24 protein-coding genes are annotated in these 19,040 nt (G+C 73.7%); 16 read left to right on the forward strand and 8 right to left on the reverse strand.

What is annotated here, in order from left to right; genetic code table 11:
- Positions 1–41 precede the first annotated feature (41 nt).
- The 5 genes from ACMXGY_RS01375 (at position 42) to ACMXGY_RS01395 (ending at position 4,649) form a co-directional block, all read left to right on the forward strand.
- On the forward strand, positions 42–764 hold the full coding sequence (locus ACMXGY_RS01375) for a copper resistance CopC family protein (protein ID WP_483775099.1): 723 nt from the start codon (positions 42–44) through the stop codon (positions 762–764).
- Positions 765–852: 88 nt separating this feature from the next.
- On the forward strand, positions 853–1,392 hold the full coding sequence (locus ACMXGY_RS01380; RefSeq protein WP_483775100.1) for a hypothetical protein: 540 nt from the start codon (positions 853–855) through the stop codon (positions 1,390–1,392).
- A gap of 137 nt (positions 1,393–1,529) precedes the next feature.
- Positions 1,530–2,276 carry a YcnI family copper-binding membrane protein gene (locus tag ACMXGY_RS01385; protein WP_483775101.1) on the forward strand — a complete coding sequence of 249 codons (747 nt, stop codon included), beginning with the start codon at positions 1,530–1,532 and terminating at the stop codon, positions 2,274–2,276.
- 4 nt (positions 2,277–2,280) lie between these two features.
- On the forward strand, positions 2,281–4,011 hold the full coding sequence (locus tag ACMXGY_RS01390) for a copper resistance CopC/CopD family protein (RefSeq protein ID WP_483775102.1): 1,731 nt from the start codon (positions 2,281–2,283) through the stop codon (positions 4,009–4,011).
- Complete coding sequence (locus ACMXGY_RS01395; protein WP_483775103.1) at positions 4,008–4,649, forward strand: DUF1775 domain-containing protein; 642 nt, start codon at positions 4,008–4,010, stop codon at positions 4,647–4,649. The genes ACMXGY_RS01390 and ACMXGY_RS01395 overlap by 4 nt, the downstream gene beginning before the upstream one ends.
- A gap of 206 nt (positions 4,650–4,855) precedes the next feature.
- On the opposite strand, the gene ACMXGY_RS01400 is transcribed toward ACMXGY_RS01395, so the two are convergent.
- Positions 4,856–5,296 (reverse strand): anthrone oxygenase family protein, encoded by a 441-nt coding sequence (locus tag ACMXGY_RS01400; protein WP_483775104.1) that lies wholly within the window; start codon positions 5,294–5,296, stop codon positions 4,856–4,858.
- Positions 5,297–5,375: 79 nt separating this feature from the next.
- Here ACMXGY_RS01400 and ACMXGY_RS01405 point away from each other — a divergent pair, with 79 nt between their 5' ends.
- The 5 genes from ACMXGY_RS01405 (at position 5,376) to ACMXGY_RS01425 (ending at position 8,302) form a co-directional block, all read left to right on the forward strand.
- On the forward strand, positions 5,376–5,969 hold the full coding sequence (locus ACMXGY_RS01405) for a TetR/AcrR family transcriptional regulator (protein WP_483775105.1): 594 nt from the start codon (positions 5,376–5,378) through the stop codon (positions 5,967–5,969).
- Positions 5,970–6,102: 133 nt separating this feature from the next.
- Entirely contained in the window at positions 6,103–6,573 is a 471-nt protein-coding gene (locus ACMXGY_RS01410; RefSeq protein WP_483775106.1) for a peroxiredoxin family protein, read from the forward strand.
- An 11-nt stretch (positions 6,574–6,584) separates the two neighbouring features.
- On the forward strand, positions 6,585–7,169 hold the full coding sequence (locus tag ACMXGY_RS01415; protein ID WP_483775107.1) for an RNA polymerase sigma factor: 585 nt from the start codon (positions 6,585–6,587) through the stop codon (positions 7,167–7,169).
- Positions 7,170–7,426: 257 nt separating this feature from the next.
- Positions 7,427–8,002: a dihydrofolate reductase family protein gene (locus ACMXGY_RS01420; protein ID WP_483775108.1), complete on the forward strand. Its 576-nt coding sequence runs from the start codon at positions 7,427–7,429 to the stop codon at positions 8,000–8,002.
- 111 nt (positions 8,003–8,113) lie between these two features.
- Positions 8,114–8,302, forward strand: coding sequence for a hypothetical protein (locus tag ACMXGY_RS01425; RefSeq protein ID WP_483775109.1), 189 nt, complete (start codon positions 8,114–8,116; stop codon positions 8,300–8,302).
- Positions 8,303–8,520: 218 nt separating this feature from the next.
- On the opposite strand, the gene ACMXGY_RS01430 is transcribed toward ACMXGY_RS01425, so the two are convergent.
- From ACMXGY_RS01430 to ACMXGY_RS01455, 6 genes are all read right to left on the reverse strand, one after another.
- Positions 8,521–10,194, reverse strand: a complete 1,674-nt coding sequence (locus tag ACMXGY_RS01430; protein ID WP_483775110.1) for an ABC transporter ATP-binding protein — start codon at positions 10,192–10,194, stop codon at positions 8,521–8,523.
- Complete coding sequence (locus ACMXGY_RS01435; RefSeq protein ID WP_483775111.1) at positions 10,191–11,870, reverse strand: ABC transporter ATP-binding protein/permease; 1,680 nt, start codon at positions 11,868–11,870, stop codon at positions 10,191–10,193. The genes ACMXGY_RS01430 and ACMXGY_RS01435 overlap by 4 nt, the downstream gene beginning before the upstream one ends.
- A gap of 1 nt (position 11,871) precedes the next feature.
- A complete protein-coding gene (locus ACMXGY_RS01440; protein ID WP_483775112.1) occupies positions 11,872–12,903 on the reverse strand; it encodes an ABC transporter substrate-binding protein in 1,032 nt (343 codons plus the stop codon).
- On the reverse strand, positions 12,900–13,715 hold the full coding sequence (locus tag ACMXGY_RS01445; RefSeq protein ID WP_483775113.1) for an ABC transporter ATP-binding protein: 816 nt from the start codon (positions 13,713–13,715) through the stop codon (positions 12,900–12,902). Before ACMXGY_RS01445 ends, ACMXGY_RS01440 begins: the two co-directional genes overlap by 4 nt.
- Positions 13,712–14,740, reverse strand: coding sequence for a FecCD family ABC transporter permease (locus tag ACMXGY_RS01450; protein ID WP_483776762.1), 1,029 nt, complete (start codon positions 14,738–14,740; stop codon positions 13,712–13,714). The genes ACMXGY_RS01445 and ACMXGY_RS01450 overlap by 4 nt, the downstream gene beginning before the upstream one ends.
- Positions 14,741–14,998: 258 nt before the next feature.
- Positions 14,999–15,763 carry an SAM-dependent methyltransferase gene (locus tag ACMXGY_RS01455; protein WP_483775114.1) on the reverse strand — a complete coding sequence of 255 codons (765 nt, stop codon included), beginning with the start codon at positions 15,761–15,763 and terminating at the stop codon, positions 14,999–15,001.
- A gap of 86 nt (positions 15,764–15,849) precedes the next feature.
- Here ACMXGY_RS01455 and ACMXGY_RS01460 point away from each other — a divergent pair, with 86 nt between their 5' ends.
- Complete coding sequence (locus ACMXGY_RS01460) at positions 15,850–16,341, forward strand: hypothetical protein (RefSeq protein ID WP_483775115.1); 492 nt, start codon at positions 15,850–15,852, stop codon at positions 16,339–16,341.
- Positions 16,342–16,362: 21 nt separating this feature from the next.
- Here the strand turns inward: ACMXGY_RS01460 and ACMXGY_RS01465 are convergent, their stop codons facing one another.
- Positions 16,363–17,631 carry a GTP-binding protein gene (locus tag ACMXGY_RS01465; protein WP_483775116.1) on the reverse strand — a complete coding sequence of 423 codons (1,269 nt, stop codon included), beginning with the start codon at positions 17,629–17,631 and terminating at the stop codon, positions 16,363–16,365.
- Positions 17,632–17,807: 176 nt separating this feature from the next.
- Between ACMXGY_RS01465 and rpmB the strand changes: the two genes are divergently transcribed.
- The 5 genes from rpmB to ykgO all read left to right on the forward strand — a co-directional run bounded on the left by rpmB (position 17,808) and on the right by ykgO (position 18,993).
- A complete protein-coding gene (rpmB, locus tag ACMXGY_RS01470; protein ID WP_021483267.1) occupies positions 17,808–18,044 on the forward strand; it encodes a 50S ribosomal protein L28 in 237 nt (78 codons plus the stop codon).
- Complete coding sequence (gene rpmG / locus ACMXGY_RS01475; RefSeq protein WP_483775117.1) at positions 18,044–18,211, forward strand: 50S ribosomal protein L33; 168 nt, start codon at positions 18,044–18,046, stop codon at positions 18,209–18,211. The genes rpmB and rpmG overlap by 1 nt, the downstream gene beginning before the upstream one ends.
- Positions 18,211–18,516: a 30S ribosomal protein S14 gene (rpsN, locus tag ACMXGY_RS01480; RefSeq protein ID WP_483775118.1), complete on the forward strand. Its 306-nt coding sequence runs from the start codon at positions 18,211–18,213 to the stop codon at positions 18,514–18,516. The genes rpmG and rpsN overlap by 1 nt, the downstream gene beginning before the upstream one ends.
- 61 nt (positions 18,517–18,577) lie before the next feature.
- Positions 18,578–18,874: a type B 50S ribosomal protein L31 gene (locus tag ACMXGY_RS01485; protein ID WP_483775119.1), complete on the forward strand. Its 297-nt coding sequence runs from the start codon at positions 18,578–18,580 to the stop codon at positions 18,872–18,874.
- The gene (gene ykgO, locus ACMXGY_RS01490) at positions 18,871–18,993 is read left to right on the forward strand and encodes a type B 50S ribosomal protein L36 (RefSeq protein ID WP_021483271.1); all 123 of its coding nucleotides are present in this window, start codon (positions 18,871–18,873) and stop codon (positions 18,991–18,993) included. Before ACMXGY_RS01485 ends, ykgO begins: the two co-directional genes overlap by 4 nt.
- Positions 18,994–19,040 lie beyond the last annotated feature (47 nt).

Below are 19,040 nucleotides of genomic sequence, written 5' to 3' on the forward strand. Positions count from 1 at the left end.
CCACCGTGCGGCGACCGCCGCGCCTCGGACGGAAGACCCTCATGACCCTCTCCCTGCGCCGACCCGTGTCGGCTCTCCCCGCTGCCCTCCTCGCTCTCGTCGCGACGCTCGCGCTGTCGCTCGGGCTCACCGCGGTCACCGCGACGCTCACCGCCGGTCCCGCCTCCGCGCACGACCGCCTCCTGTCCTCCGACCCGGCCGACGGGGCGCAGCTCGCCGCCCCGCCCGCCGCGATCACGCTCACGTTCAACACCGAGCCGCTCGCCGTCGAGCCGCAGGTCGTCGTCTCGGACTCCGCGGGGACGGTCGTCACGCAGGGTGCGCCGACGATCGACGGCAGCACCGCGACCTTCGCGATCGACCCGGCCGTCGCGCTCGGCGGCGACACGTACACCGTCGCGTGGCGCGTCGTGTCGTCGGACGGGCACCCGATCGAGGGCACGTTCGCGTTCGCCGTCGCCGTCCAGCCGGAGCCGGCGCCCGAGGCCACCGAGGAGCCGACGACGGACACCCCGACGGAGACCGCGTCCTCGGACGAGACGGCGTCCGCGGAGGCGACCACCGACGCGGCGACCGAGACGACCGGGACCGGCTCGGCCACCGACGCCGCGGACGACGGGGCCTCGCTCGTCCCCGTGCTCGTCGGTCTGGGCGTCGTCGTGGTCGCGGCCGCGGTGATCGTCGTGGTCGTGCTGCGCCGTCGGGATCGCGGGCCCGACGCCGCCCCGGGTGACGACGACGCGCCGCACGACCCGCAGGGCTGAGGATGCCTCGCCCCGTCGTCCTCCTGGTGCCCTGGAGGACGGCCACGACCCCTGTCGCCGACGCCGCCCGCACCGCTAGGGTGCGTCCGTGACGTCGCCCGGAGCCGGGGTGCTCCGCGGCGTGCGGGCGCTGCTGCTCGCCGCCGCGGTCCTCGGGCTGTCCGTCGTCGCCCACGGCCTCGCGGGCGGCGCGGACCCGGGCGCGGTGCCGCTCGTCGTGCTCGCGGCCCTCACCGCCGTCGCCGTGCGCCCGCTCACGCGCCGCCAGATCGGGCTGCCCCGGCTCCTCGGGTTGCTCGGCGCGGGGCAGCTCGTGCTGCACGTCGTGTTCGACCGGTGCGCGGCGCTCGCGCCCACCGGGGCGCCCCACACGCACGCGGACGGGGCGTCCCCGCTCGCCATGCTCGGCGCGCACGCGGTCGCGACGCTCGCCGTCGCGCTCGTGCTGCGTTACGGCGACGCGGTGCTGTGGCGCCTGTGGTCCTGGCTCACCGGAGCCGCTGTCCCCGGTCGCCCGCGCGCCGTCGTCGCCCCGACGGCACCGCTCGCCCGCGGCGAGCTGCCGACGGTCCGCGACGTGCTCGTGCGCGGGGCGGCGCTCGGACGCGCCCCACCCGCCGTCGCCTGACCCACCGGACGCCGCCGGCGTCCCGCTCCCGCGTACCCGCACACCGCCGTCGGCGTGCGCGCGTGCCGTCGACCAGCCCGCGGGCAGTCGGCCGGCCGGGAGCCCCCCACACCTCCTTCTCCCCGAAAGGCACCACCATGCGAAAGACCCTGCGCGCCCTCGGCGCCGCCGCACTCACCACCGGGCTCGTCGTCGTCGGCGCGAGCGCCGCGTCCGCCCACGTCTCCGTGAACCCCGACACGACCTCCGCCGGCGCGTACGCGCTCCTCACCTTCGGCGTCCCGCACGGGTGCGGCGTGTCGTCCACCACGAAGGTTTCCATCCAGATGCCCGAGCAGATCGTCGCGGTCACGCCGAGCGTGAACCCCGGCTGGGACGTCGAGAAGGTCATGGAGGACCTCGCCGAGCCCGTCGACGACGGGCACGGCGGTCAGTACACCGAGCGCGTCGCCGAGATCGTGTACACCGCGAAGACCTCGCTGCCCGACGGCTACCGGGACGCGTTCGTGCTCTCGCTGAAGCTGCCCGAGGCGGAGGGCGAGACGCTCGTCTTCCCGACCGTCCAGGAGTGCGAGGAGGGTGAGAGCGCGTGGGTGCAGGTCCCCGCCGAGGGCGAGGACGCCGACGCGCTCGAGCTGCCCGCGCCGATGTTCGAGCTCACGGCGGCCGAGGGCGACGGGCACGGGGCCTCGTCCGAGGCCGAGGCTTCGGCCGACGCGACCGACGCGCAGGCCGCGGGTGCGGACGGCTCTGACAGCGCCGCGGCGGCGACGTCGGACGACGCGGCGACGCCTGTCGCGACGTGGGTCGCGCTCGCGCTCGGCGCGGCCGGCCTCGTGCTCGGGCTGCTCGCGTTCCTGCGCACGCGCCGCGCCGGGGCCTGACCCCGTGAGCCGCCCCTCGGCCCTGCGCCGGGTGGTGGCCGTCGTCGTCGGTGCCGCGGCCGCGGTCCTGCTCGCGATCCTCGCGAGCGACCCGGCCGCGGCGCACGCCGTCCTCGTGGGCACCGACCCGCAGGACGGCACCGTCCTCGACGCCCCGCCCGACGCGCTCACCATCACCTTCAACGAGCCGGTCCAGGCGGTCGACGGCGGGACGACCGTCCTCGCGGCGGACGGCTCGCCCGTCGACGTGGCGGTCGACGCGGTCGACTCGGCGCTCGTCGTCACCCCCGCGGGGCCGCTCGACGACGGCACGTACGTCGTGAGCTGGCGCGTCGTCTCGCTCGACAGCCACCCCGTGGCCGGGGCGTTCACGTTCTCCGTGGGTGCTCCGAGCGCGACGACCGTCGAGGCCCGGGTCGCGGAGCCGACGCCGGCCCTCGTCGCCGTCCGCGCTCTCGACCAGGCGGCGGTCTACGCGGGGACGTTCCTCGTGGCCGGGCTCGTCGCGTTCGAGCTCCTCGTGCTGCACGTGTCACCCGGAGCCGCGCCGGTCCTGCGGCGTCGCCTCCAGCGCGTGCGCCGCGGGTCGCTCGCCGTCGCGGGCGCGGGCATCGTGCTCGCGGTCCCGCTGACTCCTGCCTGGCAGGCCGGTGACGGGCTCGGCGCGCTCGTGGAGCCCGTGACGTGGTCGGCAGGGCTCGCGTCGGAGGCGACCCTCGCGGGGACGCTCGGGCTGGTCGGCCTGGTGGCCGCGACGCTCGTCGCGCCGCGCGCCGGCCGGGAGACGCGGGCGGCGTGGCCCGCCGGGGTCGCGCTCGGCGCGTCCGCGCTCGCGCTCGGTTCGCTCGTGCTCGTCGGGCACACGCGGACGTTCGGCCCGCCGTGGCTCGTCCTCACGGCGGACGCGCTGCACGTCGTCGCCGGGGCCCTGTGGCTCGGCGGCGTCCTCGGGCTCGCGCTCACCCTCGCGCCGTCGGCGCACGTGGACCCCCGTCGCGGTGCCGTGACCGTCGCGCGGTTCTCCGCGCTCGGCGCGTGGGTCGTCCTCGCGCTCGCGCTGACAGGGACCGTCCTCGGCTGGCGCATCCTCGGCACGGTCGAGGCGCTGCTGACGACGACGTACGGGCAGACGCTGCTCGTCAAGGTCGGCGTCGCGCTGTGCCTCGTGGCGGTCGCGGCCTGGAACCGCTACCGCCTCGTGCCCGAGATCGTGGGGGCCGACAGTCGTCGGTCGGCGTCGGCAGACGGTGGAGCGCGGGGGACGACGTCGGCCGCCGCGCGCCGTCGGCTCGGCCGGACGGTCGCTGCCGAGGCGGTGCTGCTCGCGGTCGTGCTCGTCGTGACCGGCGTGCTCGTCTCGCGCAGCCCTGTCGCGGACGCCCCGCCGCCCGCCGTGGAGGCCGCACCCCAGGCGGTCGAGGTGGTCGAGCCGCTCGGCGGAGGCACGCTCCGTGCGCGGGTCACGCCCGGGCGCGTGGGCGTGAACGCGCTCGAGATCGAGCTGCTCGACGCCGACGGCGCGCCGCTCGAGCCGATCGAGGTGCCCGAGCTGTCGACGACGCTCGCCGACCCGGCGCTCGGTCCCTTCGCGCGTCCGCTCACGCCGACGGGACCGGGCGCGTACGAGGCGACGCTCGACCTGCCGATGGCCGGCGACTGGACGCTCCACGTGAGCGTCCGGACGTCGAAGTACGAGAACCCGATCGTCGAGATCCCCGTGGAGGCGAAGCCATGACCCGGACGAACGCACGGTCCCGGCGTCGCACCGCGCCTCGCACGACCCTCGCCCGACGGGCGGCGACGACGCTCGGTGCGGCCGCCGTCGTCGTCCTCACCGCCGGGCCGGCGGGCGCGCACGTGCTCATCGAGACGGTCGAGCCCCACGGCGACGGGACGTCGACGCTCACGTTCACGTTCGACCACGGGTGCGACGGCGAACCCACCGACGCGCTGCGGGTCACCCTGCCGGAGGGCGTCGAGGCCCTGACGGCCGGTCAGCCGGAGGGGTGGACGTCGGAGGTCTCCGCTGGCGCGGTGGCCTGGGAGGGCGATCCGGTGCCGGACGGCGAGCGTGCCGCCTTCACGGTCGACGTCCGGGTGACGGGCGACGTCGGGCAGGCGTTCGTGTTCCCGGCGGAGCAGTCGTGCCCGTCGGGGGCGTCGTACGCCTGGACCGATACCGACCCGTCCGGCGCGCACCCGGCGCCGACGTTCGTCGCGACGGCGGCGTCGCTCGCCCCCGTGGCGTCCTCCAGCGTGCCGCCCGGCGCCTCGTCGCCCAGTCCGACCGCACCGCTCGTCGCCGGGGTGGTGCTCGGGTCGGCGGTCGTCGGGGTGGCGGGGGGCCTGTGGTCCCGACGGCGGCAGACGTGAGACCGACGTACTGTGACCTACATCACTGTTCGTGAACGTCCCGAACATGTGGCCGGCGCCCTCTTGCACCGGTGGGGGACGTCGTCACGACGGGTCACGTGACGACACCTGGACCGGTGGCGGTCCGCGACGAGAGCTTCGCTGGGGGGAGCTCTCGCGGCGGATCGCCACCGGTTCTTCGTCTCGGTGTCGTCTCGCGCGTCGGTTCAGGCCGCGACCGCGACGGCGAGGAGCGCGAACGCCGCGACGAGGAGGGCGATCCGGACGAGGTGGTACCGGTCCCAGCGACCCACCTGCTCGCGCCAGTCGGCGGGCGCCGTCTCGGGAGTCCACGTCTTCCCGCGGTTGTTGATGGGGACGAGCACAGCGATCGACAGGACGATGCTCAGCGCCAGGAGCGCGGTGGCGGTCCAGGCGGACCACGCGGCGGTGGGGGCCAGCAGGGCGGTCGCGACGGTGAGCGCGAGCGACCCGAAGTACCAGAACGGCATCGCGCGCCCGAGCATCCGCCCGCCGTCGGCACGGGCGAGCAGCCCGGCGTTCTCGGGCAGCCGGTCGACGATGGGGTTGACGACGAACGCCACCGACACCTCGACGCCCACCATGAGCCCCACGACCACCACTGCGACGATCGGCAACCAGTCCATGTCCTGCTCCTCTGTCCGTCGGAATCTAGCAACGCTAGGAAAACTAGCACGGACAATCTAGCGGCGCTAGAGTAGGGGTGTGAGCACACCCGCAGCGGCACGCAAGGAACGGCTCCTCGCCGAGCGAGAGGCGCGGATCGTCGCGGTGGCCCGCGCACTCGCCGAGGACCAGGGGTGGGACGCGGTCACGACGCGGCGGCTCGCCGACGCGATCGGGTACAGCCAGCCCGTCCTCTACGGCCACTTCCCGGACGGCCGGGCCCAGATCGTCACGGCCGTCGCGCTCGTCGGCTTCGAGGAGCTCGCCTCGGCGATGGCGGCGACCCGACCGGCGGCCGGTGTAGAGGTGAGCGGTGAGGAGCGTGCGCGGACCCTGGTCGAGGTCTACCTCGACTTCGCCGCTCGGCACCCCGCGACGTACGAGGCGATGTTCTCCCTCCCGATCGCGGCGCCCTTCGCCTCAGAAGAGACCCCACCGTCGATGCGCGCGGGCTTCGACGCCATCGTCGACGTGCTCCGCGGTCTCGACGACCCACCGGCCGACCTCCCGACGGCCGCCGAGGTGATGTGGGGCGCGATGCACGGCGCCGCGACGCTGCAGCGCGCCGGCCGATTCTCGCCGGAGAACCACGAGCGCCGTGTGGACGAGCTGGTCCGCCGCTTCGCCCTCTGAGGTGCTCGTCCCGCCGGGCCGGGCTGATATCGGAGAGCTCAGGCGTCGTCGGGTGGAATCCTTTTCCAGCTCGGGCCCCTCTTCTCTCCAAGCGCACCGAACCGCGGGGCGTTCCGAGTCCGAGGGGAAGCAGATGATCGAGGTAGGGAAGCCCGTTCCCGACGTGCAGCTGACCGACACCGGCGGGACCAGCGTCCGGCTCCGTGACTTTCAGGGTGAGAGCTCCGTTCTCGTCTACTTCATGCGCCACACCGGATGTCCTGTCTGCAACCGGCACGTCCAGCGTCTGGCGGCGGCTGCGGCCGACTACGCCGCTCGAGGAGTGGCGGTCTTCGTGGCCGTGCCGGACGACGTGGACTCGGCGGCCCGATGGGCGTCCCGGAAGCAGCTTCCCTTCCCTGTCGTGACGGGCACGGAGGGGTCGCCTCATGAGACCGTGGGGCTCAGGCGCAAGCTCTTCGGGACGATGCAGCAGTCGGGTACCGTCCTCGTCGACCGCGGAGGCGTCGTTCGCCATGTGGATGTCGCCACCATCCCCACCGGGGGCTACTCGCACTCAGCCGTCGACGAGGCGATCTCTGCCCTCCGGAGCACGGAAAGGTAGCGGGCCAGATCGTGACGTCGGACGCAGCTGCCTGGCCGGTCGACGGAATCGTCGCGACAGCACAGAGAGGTGACGTCGACGCTCTCCGCACCCTGCTCGCCACGTCGCAACCGCGGGTGCATCGGTTCGCCAGGACGGTCTGCCTCAGCGAGCAGGATGCCGAGGATGCGACACAGGAAGCGCTGATCATCCTGTACCGCAAGATCGGAACGCTGCGCGCGTCTGCGGCGCTGGCCTCGTGGATGTTCCGGATCGTGCGCAACGAGTGCCTGCGCCGCATCGCCATGGCCCGCCGCTGGAGGTACGAGCCGATCGACTCGGCGACCGAGCTGTCGAGCGACGGCTCGGTCGAGGACGAGGTGTCCCAACGCATGGAGAATGAGCGGGTCGCGGCTCTGATCGCAGACCTACCGGCCGACCAACGTCGGGTACTTCTCCTTCGAGACGTCTACGGCTATCCCGGCAAGGAGGTTGCTGCCAGCCTCGGGCTCAGCGTGGCGGCCATGAAGTCGCGTCTGCACAGAGCTCGAGCCGCAGTGCGAGAGGGCCTGGCCCCCGAACGCCCATCGCACTCGGGACTGCCCGGGAGCGGTTGACTCCAGGCTGTGAGGACGGTGGTGCGCGCTGGGCGTCTGGCGACATCGTGCGAGCAGGGAGGTTCGAGGAGGGGTGTGGGCAATTTGCGGTGACCCGAGCGGTCGGCGGCGCGTACGGTCCGGGTCTGACCGCCGTCTCGGTAGTCGGGTGCGCGCTCGGGGAGAGTCTTCTCGAGGAGATGTCGAACCGGGGGTGCGCCGTTCGACGTCGTCGTGAAGGCACTGAGACTGCACCACCTTCGAACAGGAGCAGAACCATGGCACGCGAACTCGTCTACACCGGATTCATCACCCTCGACGGCTCGGTCGACTCTCCCGGCGGAACGGCCGAGGGCCATCCCGGAGGCGGGTGGGTGTTCGACACCGACTTCGTCCCGGAGGCGTACGCCCTGAAGGGCGAAGAGCTCGAGGAGACGACGGCCCTGCTGTTCGGCCGACGCAGCTACGAGGCGTTCTCGAGCTTCTGGCCGACGTCCTCCGACCACGCGGCCTACCACGAGCTCCCCAAGTACGTGGTGTCCACGACGCTCCAGGAGGACGCTCTCGTCGACGGCTGGGGACCGACGACCATCCTGCGCAGCACCCAGGACGTCGCCGACCTCAAGCAGACCGACGGGGGTGCGATCTTCATCCACGGCAGCGCAGAGCTCGCCCTGCGGCTGGGCGAGGCCGGCCTCGTCGACCGCTACAACCTGCTGTCGTTCCCCTACCTCCTTCCCGGTGGCAAGACGATCTTCGGCGCACACGGCGCCGACCGTCGCACCCTGTCGCTGCGCGACTCCGCAACGTATGCGAACGGCGTGGTCAAGCTCGTCTACGACGTCCAGCACTGAGGACTCGAACCGCTCACCCGTGACGCGGGGCGCCCTGGGCGAGGGATCGGCGAGCAACCTTTCAGGGTCGTGGTCCGTGTTCTGTGCATGACGGCGGCGGCAGGGGGGTTCGTGGCACCGATCGATGAGAGCGACGAGGTCGTGCTTCCTGTCGAGTCCGGCGTCAGGACCCAGCGGGACGTGGAGTTCACGGCGTTCATGGTCGACGCGCAGCCGGCGCTCTCTCGGACGGCGTGGTTGTTGTGCGGAGACGTGCATCGCGCGGAGGAGCTGGTGCAGCACGCGCTGGTGCGCACGTAGGTCGTGCAGGAAGCCGAGTACATCGCTCGCGCCAAGGACTACCTCGAGCGGCGGCTCACCCTCGAACGTGCGGGCCCTCGCCTCCCGCCTTGCCGGCGACCGCTCACGGCCGGAGCGGGTCCCTGCTGCCTAGCCCGGCCCGCGTGACGAGCTTCACGGTGCGGCCTGCCGCCGACGTGCCGGGCTGAGCCATGGCGTGGCGCGACGAGCGGCGAAAGCTACTGGCGGGGCGTCTTGGTGGCTCGGCCGTGGCTGGGCTGGAGGCGGACTACGCGCTCTGCGGCGTCGATGGTGGCTTGTCGGTGCGCGATGAGGAGCGTGGCCCTGGCGGGGGACCTTCCGACCAGTTCCATGAGGGCGGCGTCGGAGTCGGGGTCGAGCGATGCCGTGGCTTCGTCGAGGATGAGGACGCGTGGTTCACGCAGCAGTGCGCGCGCGATGGCGACGCGGGCGCGCTGTCCGCCGGACAGACCCTGGCCATGCTCGCCGACGGGGGTGTCGAGGCCCAGGGGCAGCCCGACGTCGGGGCGCAGCAGACCGGCGTCGCGTGCGGCCCGCTCGATGGCTTCGGCCGGAGCGACGGGGTCGCCGAGGACGATGTTGGACCGCACCGTGCCGCGCAGCAGCGGGGACGACTGCGGGACGACCGCGACGAGCCCGCGCAGCGCCTCGTCGGACAGGTCCCGGACGTCGGTCCCGTCGATGCGGACGGCACCGGAGGCGGGGTCCCAGAGCCGCAGCACGAGCCGGGCAGCCGTCGTCTTGCCCGCCCCGGACGGTCCGGTCAGCGCGACCACCTCCCCGGGCTGCACGTGCAGCGAGAGCCGGTCGAGGACGGGCCGCTCGCCGTCGTACGAGAAGGACAGGGCATCGAGCACGAGACCGCTCTCGTCCTCGGCGGGTGGCGGGTCCGGCCGTCGGCGCTCGTCCCGAGCCTTCGTCTCGACGGTGGGCGGGAGGTCGAGTACGCCGGTGATCCGCTCGGCTGCCGCGCCCAGCACGCCGGCGTTGCGGAACAGGTCGGCGATCTGCGCGGCGGGCCCGAGCCCGGCGACGGCGACGGCAAGGGCGAGGGGGACGTCGGCGGGAGCGACGGTCTCCCGTTCGAGAAGCGCGATGACGAGCGCGCCGAGCGCGGCGACCGCGAACAGCAGGTCACCGATCCCGCGCTCGGCCCCGACGCGGGAGGCGTGGCGGACCTGGAGGCGTCCGAGCTCGCGGGTGCTCCCGGTCACCCGGTCGAGCTGGGCGTCGAGCGCGTCGGCACCGGTGAGCTCTCGCAGTCCGCGGACGGTGTCGAGCACCTGCGTGCGCAGCAGCGCGGTGCCCTCGGCGAGCGCATCGCCGTCGCGTCGGGCGCGCCGTGCCGTGGTGAGGGGGACCACGACCCCGACGACGAGGAGCGGGACCCACACGAGCAGGAGCAGCGGGCTGATCGCTGCGGAGGCTGCTGCGCTGACGCCGAGGACGAGACCTGCTCCGAGCGTCTGGGCGATCGTGTGCGCATAGAGCCACTCGAGGGTCTCGATGTCGGTGACGACCGTCGTGGCGAGGTCACCCGAGTGCCGGTGGTGCGTTCGCGACGGCAGTGCTCGGCGCAGCACGTCGAAGACCCGGCCGCGCAGGACGCCGATGAGCCGGTAGGCGAGGTCGTGCGACACCCACGACTCGCGCCAGGAGGCAGCCGCGGCGACGAGGCAGAGCGCCGCGAGCCCGACGGTGGTCTGCCCGAGGTGCGGCGTCTCACCCGCCACCGCGCGCCCGACGATCGCGGCGAGCCAGAGGGCGATCACCAGCACGGTGGCCTGGGCGACGACGTTCCACACGACGGTCTCGACGAAGAGCCGTCGGTGGGTGGCCACGACGGGGAGCATCCGCAGCACGGGCCTCATCGGTCGGATCCTGCGAGCACGCGGTTGGTGGGTGGCCCGTCGCCGGCACCCGCCACCCGGCCGCCCTCGAGCGCGATCCACCGGTCGGCGTGGGCGCACGCGCCCGCTCGGTGCGCGACGACGATCGTCGTGCGGTGCCCGTCCCGTCCGGCGACGGCGCTCACGAGGCGTTGCTCGGTCTCGGGGTCGAGCGCGGAGGTCACCTCGTCGAGCACCAGCACTGGTGCTCGGGAGACGAGCGCGCGCGCCACGGCGAGGCGTTGGCGTTGCCCTCCCGAGAGCTGCGCGCCGTCCTCGGCGAGGACCGTGGAGTACCCCTGCGGCAGGGCGAGCAGGACGTCGTGCACCTCGGCGGCACGCGCGGCCTCCACGAGCTCCGCGTCGGTCGCGTCCGGGCGGTACAGGCGCAGGTTGTCCGCCACGGTCCAGGCGAACAGCGCGGGGTCCTGCGGCACCACGACGACGCTGCCCACGCGGGCTGCGCGGTCGTAGGTGCGCAGGTCCGCCCCGTCCACGCGGACGGTGCCGCGGTCGGGGTCGACGTCGCGCTCGAGCAGCCGGGCGAGCGTGCTCTTGCCGGAGCCGGAAGGCCCGATGACCGCGACGGTCTCGCCGGGTGCGACGCGCAGGGTGACGTCCGTGACGCCGACGTCGGTCCCGGGGTAGCGGAACGTCACGTGGTCGAGCACGACGGCCGCGGGCGAGGAGGCGGGGCGGGACCGGGTGCCGTCGTCGGGCACGGCCGCCCGCGCGGACAGCAGCCTCTCGAACCCGTCGACGGCGGTGAGTCCGAGGTAGCCCGCGTGCCAGTGCCGTGCGAGGTCCGTGACGGGGCGGAAGCCCTCCCGGGCGAGCAGCATCACGGTGAACGCGCCGGCGACGGGCAGGGCACCGCGGGCCGCGTCGACGAGCGCGACCACGACGGCGACGGCGACCCCGAGCTGCATCGCGAGGACTCCGACCCCCGTGTCGACCAGGGACCAGCGCAGCTGGTCCATGGTCGACGTGCGCAGCGCCTCGGCCCGTTGGGCGAGGCGGTCGCCGACCCGCCCGGACGCCCCGAAGGAGCGCAGCAGCGGGATCGACTGCAGCGCCTCGACGTAGTCGCCGGCGAGCTCCTCGAACCGCTGCCAGCGGCGGCGTCCGTGGCGCACGAGGCGTGCGTCGCCCAGACGAGGCAGGAGGACCGCTACGGCGGCCGTGCCGGCGAGGACACCCGCGGCAGCGGGCGAGTACGTCCCCACGAGCAGGACGACACCGACGGGCACGACCGCCGTGACGAGGAGCTGGGGCAGGTAGCGGGTGCAGTACGCGTCGAGCCCGCTCACGCCGTCGAGCACGGTCGCCGCGGCGCGTCCGGAGCTGCGTTCGGACGCGGGAACGGCGTGGAGCTGGTGCAGCAGGCGGGCGCGCAGCCTGACCCGCACGCCCACCCCGACGCGCGCCGCGAGCGGTTCCTGCGCCCAGACGAGGACCGCGCGCACCGCTGCGACCGCCGCGAGGGCCGCGAGGAGCGGCAGCGCTCGCCCGTCGCCATCCACGACCGCACCGACCGCTGCGCCTGCGCAGAGCGCGAACACGACGTGCACCCCGCACAGCGCGACCCCGAGGGCGGCCAGGGCGCAGATCGCGCCCGGGACCGCGCCCGCGAGCTGGAGGAGACGCCGGTGGAGCATCTCAGAACGCGTCGGGGTAGAGCTGTTCGGCGATCTGGCGGACGATCGAGACGTTGCCGAGCGTGCCCGGGAAGACGTCGGCGCTGGACACGGCGATGAGGCGGTCCTCGCGGACGGCGGGCATTTCCGGGAAGGTCGTGGCCAGGTACTCGCGGGTCGCCGCCTCGTGCGCGTCGTCGTAGACGGAGAACACGAGCGCGTCCGGCTGCTCGGCGGCGAGGGACTCGGGGGTGATGGTCGCCGCGAAGAAGTCGGCGAAGGCAGGCTGGTCGGGCGCGTAGACGTTGTCCGCACCGGCGCGGCGCAGGATGTCGTACTCCACACCGGCGCCGATCGCAGACAGCGTCGTGCCCTCGACGTATACCTGCGCGACACGCAGCGGCTCGACGTCGGCGACGGCCGTCTCGACGTCGCCGAGCTCGGCCTGGCTCTGCTCGATGAGCTCGGCGGCGGCGTCCTGCACGTCGAACATCGCTCCGAGGTTCTCGAGGTCGGTGAACAGGTCGGTCACCTCGGCCGACATCCGGCGCTCGGCGCACCCGCCCGTCGCGACGTACACCGCGGCCCCGGCCTGCTCGAGCTGTTCGAGGCTCGCGAACCCCTGCTCGGCGGTGAACTCGTACGTCGTGGGGGAGTACACGAAGTCGGGCCAGACGGCGAGCAGGTCCTCGCGCGCGGGTGGCATCACGTCGCCGATGACCGGCACGTCCTGTGCGAGGTCTGCGACGTCCTCGGGCAGCGCCTGAGCCCCTGCCTGGGCCTGACCGGCCAGGCGATCGGCCAGCCCGAGCCGCAGCAGCAGCTCGGTCTGCGCGGGGTGCATGCCGACCGCGGCCGTCGGCGGCTCCTCCAGCACGACCTCGCGACCGCAGTTCTCCAGGGTCACAGGAGCGGGTGCGGTGTCGTCACCGGCACCGGTCCCTGCCTGCGGGTCGGCCGTGACCGACTGGCCGCAGCCGGCCAGGAGTGCGGCGGCGAGGACGGCCGCGGAGGCGCGGCGTGCGGTGGTCCGGGGGGTGTGGGGAGTCGTCATGGGTGCGTGCTCTCTGCTCGGGAGACGGTGGTGCGGTCGGGCGTGGGCGCCGTGGTGCGGGTCAGTGGCCGGAACGCGAACACGGGCGGGTCGCCGAGCACGCGCACGTCGACCGCGAACGTCGCGCGCACGAGGTCGGGGGTGAGGACGACGCCGGGTGGGCCGTCGGCGACGACGCGGCCCGCGGCGAGGACGACGACGCGATCGCAGTACTGCGCGGCCAGGTTGAGGTCGTGCAGCGCGGCGATCACGGTGCGGCCGAGACCGCGCACGGTGCTCATCAGGTCGTGCTGGTGGCAGACGTCGAGGTGGTTGCTGGGCTCGTCGAGCACCAGGACGGGGCTGCGCTGGGCCAGGGCGCGCGCGAGCATGACACGCTGCCGCTGCCCTCCGGAGAGCGTCGCGACCATGCGGTCGGCCAGGTCGTCGACCTCGGTGCGACGCATCGCCTCGTCGACGATCGCGAGATCCTCCGCGGTGTCGCGGCCGAACGACGCATGGTGCGGGCCGCGGCCGAGCAGCACCGTCTCGTGCACGTCGAGGTCGAACTCCGTGCGCGGGTCCTGCAGCATGACCGCGACCCGGCGGGCGGCCTCGCGCGGGCTCAGGGTCAGCACGTCGTCGCCGTCGACGCGCACGGTGCCGGTGCTCGGGCGCACGGCCCGGTACAGGGTGCGGAGCAGCGAGGACTTGCCGCTGCCGTTCGGCCCGACGAGCCCGACGACCTCGCCGGGCTCGACGACGAGCGACGCGCCGCGCACCACCTCGCGTCCACCGAGGGTGACGCCGACGCCGTCGATCTCCACCCTCATCGTGCGAACCCCGCCCGCTCGGCCCCGTCGCGGCGCATGAGCCACAGGAAGAACGGTGCGCCGACGAACGCGGTGAGGATGCCGAGCGGGATCTCGGTCGGTGCCGCGACGGTCCGTGCGAGCAGGTCCGCGGCCATGAGGAACACCGCGCCGCCGATCACGGTCACGGGCAGCATGCGCCGGTGGTCGGAGCCGACGACGATGCGTGCGACGTGCGGCACGACGAGCCCGACGAAGCCGATGCCGCCCGCGACGGACACGACGGTGCCCGTGAGCAGCGACGCGACGACGAGCAGGCCGCCGCGCAGCCTCGTGGCATCCACGCCGAGGGAGGCGGCCGACTCGTCACCGGTCAGCAGGGCGTTGAGCGACCGTGAGAACGCTGCCGCCATGACGCACCCCACGACGAGCGCGACGGCCGGCCCGACGAGGCTCTCCATCGTCGCCGCCGAGACGCTGCCGAGAAGGAAGAACAGGACGCTCACGACGTTCTGCGTGTCGGTCGAGATCGTCAGATAGCTGGTGATCGCGCTGAACAGGCTGCCCAGCGCGACCCCGGACAGGATCATGCGGGTCGGCGACAGGGTGCCGTCCTTGCGGGCCAGCGCGGCGACGCACCCGCAGGCCACCAGCGCGCCGACGAAGGCCGCGACGTTCAGGGAGAGCCCGCCGACGGCGGCCGACCCGAGCACGATGACGAGGACCGCCCCGACGCTCGCGCCCGACGACACCCCGAGGATGTAGGGCTCGGCCAAGGGGTTGCGCACCGTGACCTGCATGAGCGCCCCGGCCAGCGCGAGACCGGCACCGGTCAGACCCGCGAGCAGGACGCGTGGCAGGCGGAACTGCCAGACAGCCTGGTCCTGCAGGGTCGTCAACGAACCGTCGCTCATCCACGGCATCCCCGGGACGAGGTGCCCGACGACGATCTGTGCGGCCTGTGCAGGAGCGACCGCGACCGCCCCGACCGCGCACGAGGTGACGACCAGAAGCAGCGCCGCGATCGCCAGGACGGTGCTGAGCAGGACGGCTCGCCGGGCGAGCGGGCGTCCAGCCTTCTGGGGCCTCGCCGTCGGTGAGGTGCCCGCAGGAGGGCGCCGAGCTCGTGAAGCACAGGCGTGAAGATACTGAGAATTGTTATCAGAAGCCAATCGCGCTTCCGCGGGCACGCAGCTCGACCCCGGCACCGTGATCGACGGTGAGCTCAGCTCGTCATCTGGCGCGGCAAGACTCCGGCTCGGCGCGTGGGACCTCGGATCTCATCGCTTCCGGGAGTCAGATGTTCACGGACTCGTGAATCTCGCCCGGCCCGGGTGCAGAACCAGCGTGACGAACCCGAGGCCGCCGCGGTATCCCTGGAGCCAGCCGTCGCGGTGCTTCTCGACCTCGGAGAGCACCTCGCGCGCGTCAGGGTGGTCCGGGTTCTCGACCGCCCAGCGAGCGGGTGCCCCTGTCCATGCCCACTCGTAGTCGTCCCACTCCTCCTGCGTGCTGACGTGCCCGTGCACCGTCGCCCACCCGTGCCGCGTCACGAGGTCGACGGTGCCGGGCAGGTCGAGGTACTCGTCCGCCGAGAGGCCACCGAGGCCGTCGAGGACGGCCGCTGTCGGAGGCGCGGGCCAGAAGCAGTCCCCGAGCAGGAGCAGGCCGTCGGCGGCGAGGTGGCCCCGCGCGGCCTCGAGCGTGGGTCCGAGGCCCCCGAACGCGTACGCCGCGCCCACGCTGAGCACCGCGTCGAACGGCGCCTCGCTCACGTGCTCCCGGACGTCGCCCTGGACCAGCGTCAGCCGGTCTGCCACGCCCGCGGCAGCAGCCTTGGCCAGCGTCTCCTCGAACCCGACGTCGGACGTGTCCACCCCCACCGCGGTAAGGCTGGGTTCCCGGTCCAGCGCCCGCAGCAGCCACGTGCCGTCACCGCACCCGAGGTCGAGCACGCTCCGTCGGCCGCCCGTCGTCCGGTCGAGCAGGCCTTCGACGCGGGCATCGCTCAGCGGCGACGCGATCGGGTGCTCGGAGTGCGCCAGGCGTATGAGTGTGGATCGCTCCATCCCCGGACCCTAGGTGAGGAGCAACGGTCGCGGAAAGGTCACCGTGGACCTCGGCTGGGCCGCAGCGTCTGCCAGACTCCCCAGGCATGGACGACGCTCGGGAGTGGACGTGGGGCTTTCGCACCGCGCGCCCGGCCGTCGAGCTGTTCGCGATCGCGACCGTCCTGCTCTCTGCCGCCGACGCGCTGCCCGGCCTGATCCTGGCTGCGGCCGTGATGGAGTACCGCGACGAGGCACCCCGCGCCGCCGCGGCGTCGCCCGATCTCCTCGCGGGCGTACTGCAGTTCGCCACGACGGTGGGCGCCTTCGGTGCAGCCCTCGCCCTGACGGTCGCGGTCGTCGGCTGTCGCCTGGTCCGACGGTGGGCCCGCGGCTCGCCCGACGTCGATGCGCCAGGAGTCGTCGCCACCGCGGCGGTAGTCAGCTCGGCGGCGGTCGTCGCGGCGTTCTTCGTGGGAGCGAGCGAGACGAGCCTCGCGGGAGCGTGCTTCGCCGGAGCGGCCCTGCTGGTCGTCACCTCCGTCGTCGTGGTCGGAGCCATGCAGGTCCGCGCGGCACAGGGCGCCACGCCCTCTTAGGCAGGAGTCGCGTGCGGGCACTCACCCCACGTCGGTCCGCGCCCCGAGCCACGGCTCGAGGACGTCGGTTCGACCAAGCCAGCGCAGCCCGCCGTCGGCGAGCTCGTCGGAGGACGCGAGGACGCCCCGGAACGCCGCGAGGATCCGGTCGCGCTCGCTTGGCGCACCCCCGTCCTCGCGCACAGGGCTCGCGCCGACGACGACGACCCGGGTGTGCGGCGCGACAGGCCGGCCTTCCGCGGTCGTCGCGTCCTCCCACGTGCCGAGCGTGCCGACGGAGAGCTGGCCGCCCGCTCCCTCCCACGCGCACAGCGAGTCCGGCCGGTTCGCGACGTGGAACACCCCGCGCGACCGCACGCGGCCGGTGCCGAGGTCCTCGATGCGGCGCAGCAGGCGCTCGGGGTCGAACGGGCGCGACGAGCGCAGCTCGAGCGTCCAGCTCCGGTCGCCCTCCGTGCGCCGTGCCCGCCCCGGCCCGACGGCGCCGCGCACGCCGAGCGGGTGCGCGCGGCGCTCGGCCTCGGCGGCGTCGTGCGCGTGCCCGGCGAGGTCGGCGGCCACCAGCGCGTGCAGCCCGTCGAGGCGTCGGGTGCCGGCGCCACGCAGCCGGTCGACGAGGCCCGACCCGGTGGGTGCGGAGAGCGGGTCGCCGGTCGTCACGACGAGGTCGGCGTGCTCGAGCTGGGCGGCGAGCACCTCGCCCACGGACCGCTGGTCGTCCTCCGTGAGCCCGATGCCGCGCTCGGCGACGAGGTCGTCGTCGAGCAGGTCGTGCTCGAGGGTGCCGAGGTCTGCGACCGCGAGCACGGTCGCCAGGCGCAGACGCTCGAGGTCGTTGCCGCGGGCGGTGGCGGCGGCGAGCGCCCGCGCCACGGGCAGCGACTCGGCGGCGACGGGCAGCGCGAGCACGACGTGGTCCCAGCGGCCGTCGTCCGCGAGGCGCCGCAGGGTGGGGACGGCGTCCTCGCGCACGGCGCAGGACAGGCAGGCGTGCTCGAGCGGCACCACCTCGTCCTCCGCGACGCCGGTCGCGTCGACGACGACGCGGCGCAGCTCGCCGTCGGACGCCCGGATGTCGTGGCGCAGCGCCACGACGCGCGGCGCTCCCACGACGAGACCGAAGACCGCGCTGTCCCGGAGCACGGGGTCGATCGTCGCGAGGACGCTCAGAGCGACCCGCGGGTCCGCCACCTCGGCGGAACGCGGGCCGGGAGACGCGACGGGTTCGTCGCCCGGGTCGCGCGCGGCGTCGTGCGAGGGGCCCGACGGGCGGGGTGACGAGAAGGGCATGGATGCGCTCCGATCCGTGGTCTGGGGTGCTCCGCCACGCCGCTGTGCGGCGGCTCGGGAACAACCTGGTCCTGAGAACTGTTCTCGACAACGGGTCAGCATAGCGCCTTGACGGGAATGATTATCACTCTCTATGGTCATGCCTCGTCGCCTCACCCGACCCGAGAGGAACTGCCATGTCAGCCGTCTGCCAGGTGCTCGGCACCGCTCCCGGGTTCGGCCACGCGATCTCGCACTCCCACGTGCGGACCAAGCGTCGCTTCGACCCGAACATCCAGAAGAAGCGCTACTGGGTGCCGTCGCTGGGTCGCCACGTGACCCTGCGCGTCAGCGCCCGGGGCATCAAGACCATCGACCGACAGGGGATCGACGCCGTCGTGGCGCGGATCCTCGCCCGAGGGGAGAAGCTCTGATGGCTACCCGTACCGACCTCCGCCCGGTGATCAAGCTCCGGTCCACCGCAGGGACCGGCTTCACCTACGTCACCCGCAAGAACCGCCGCAACGACCCCGACCGCCTCGTGCTGCGCAAGTTCGACCCGATGGTCCGCCGTCATGTCGACTTCCGCGAGGAGCGCTGATGGCGAAGAGGTCCAAGGTCGCGCGCAACGACCGGCGTGCCGAGGTCGTCGCGCGCTACGCCGAGCGCCGCGCGGAGCTCAAGCGCGTCGTCGCGTCGCCCGCCTCCTCCTCGGAGGAGAAGGACGCCGCGGTACGCGAGCTCCAGCGCCAGCCCCGCGACGCGAGCGCGACGCGCGTGCGCAACCGCGACGTCGTCGACGGCCGCCCGCGCGGCTACCTGAGGAAGTTCGGGCTCTCCCGCATCCGCCTGCGCGAGCAGGCGCACCGCGGCGAGCTGCCCGGAGTCACGAAGTCCAGCTGGTGACCGCGTCGCCCCGTCGGGCGGCCGGGCCACGGCCCGTCACCGGCCCAGCAAGGAGAACACCGTGAAGAAGACCATCCACCCCGAGTACGGACCCGTCGTCTACCGCGACAAGTCCGCCGACTTCGCGTTCCTCACGCGCTCGACCCTCGCGGGCGACCACCCGCAGGGCCCCGGCGTGCCGAGGGAGACCATCACGTGGACCGACGGCAGGACCTACCCCGTCGTCGACGTCGAGGTCTCGAGCGCGAGCCACCCGTTCTACACGGGCAACCAGCGCGTCGTGGACACCGCGGGTCGCGTCGAGAGGTTCCGCCAGCGCTACGGCGCTCGCGGCGCGCAGGGCGGGGGCGCGCGATGAAGGTCCGCGCCTCACTGCGCTCGCTCAAGGACAAGCCCGGGGCGAAGGTCGTGCGCCGGCACGGCAAGACCTTCGTCCTCAACAAGGCCAACCCGCGCTGGAAGGCCCGCCAGGGCTGACCCGCGCACCACCACCACAACCGGAGAGGAGCGGTCGCCCGGGCCCC

It is taken from the genome of Cellulosimicrobium sp. G4 BAM 1002, assembly GCF_057126935.1.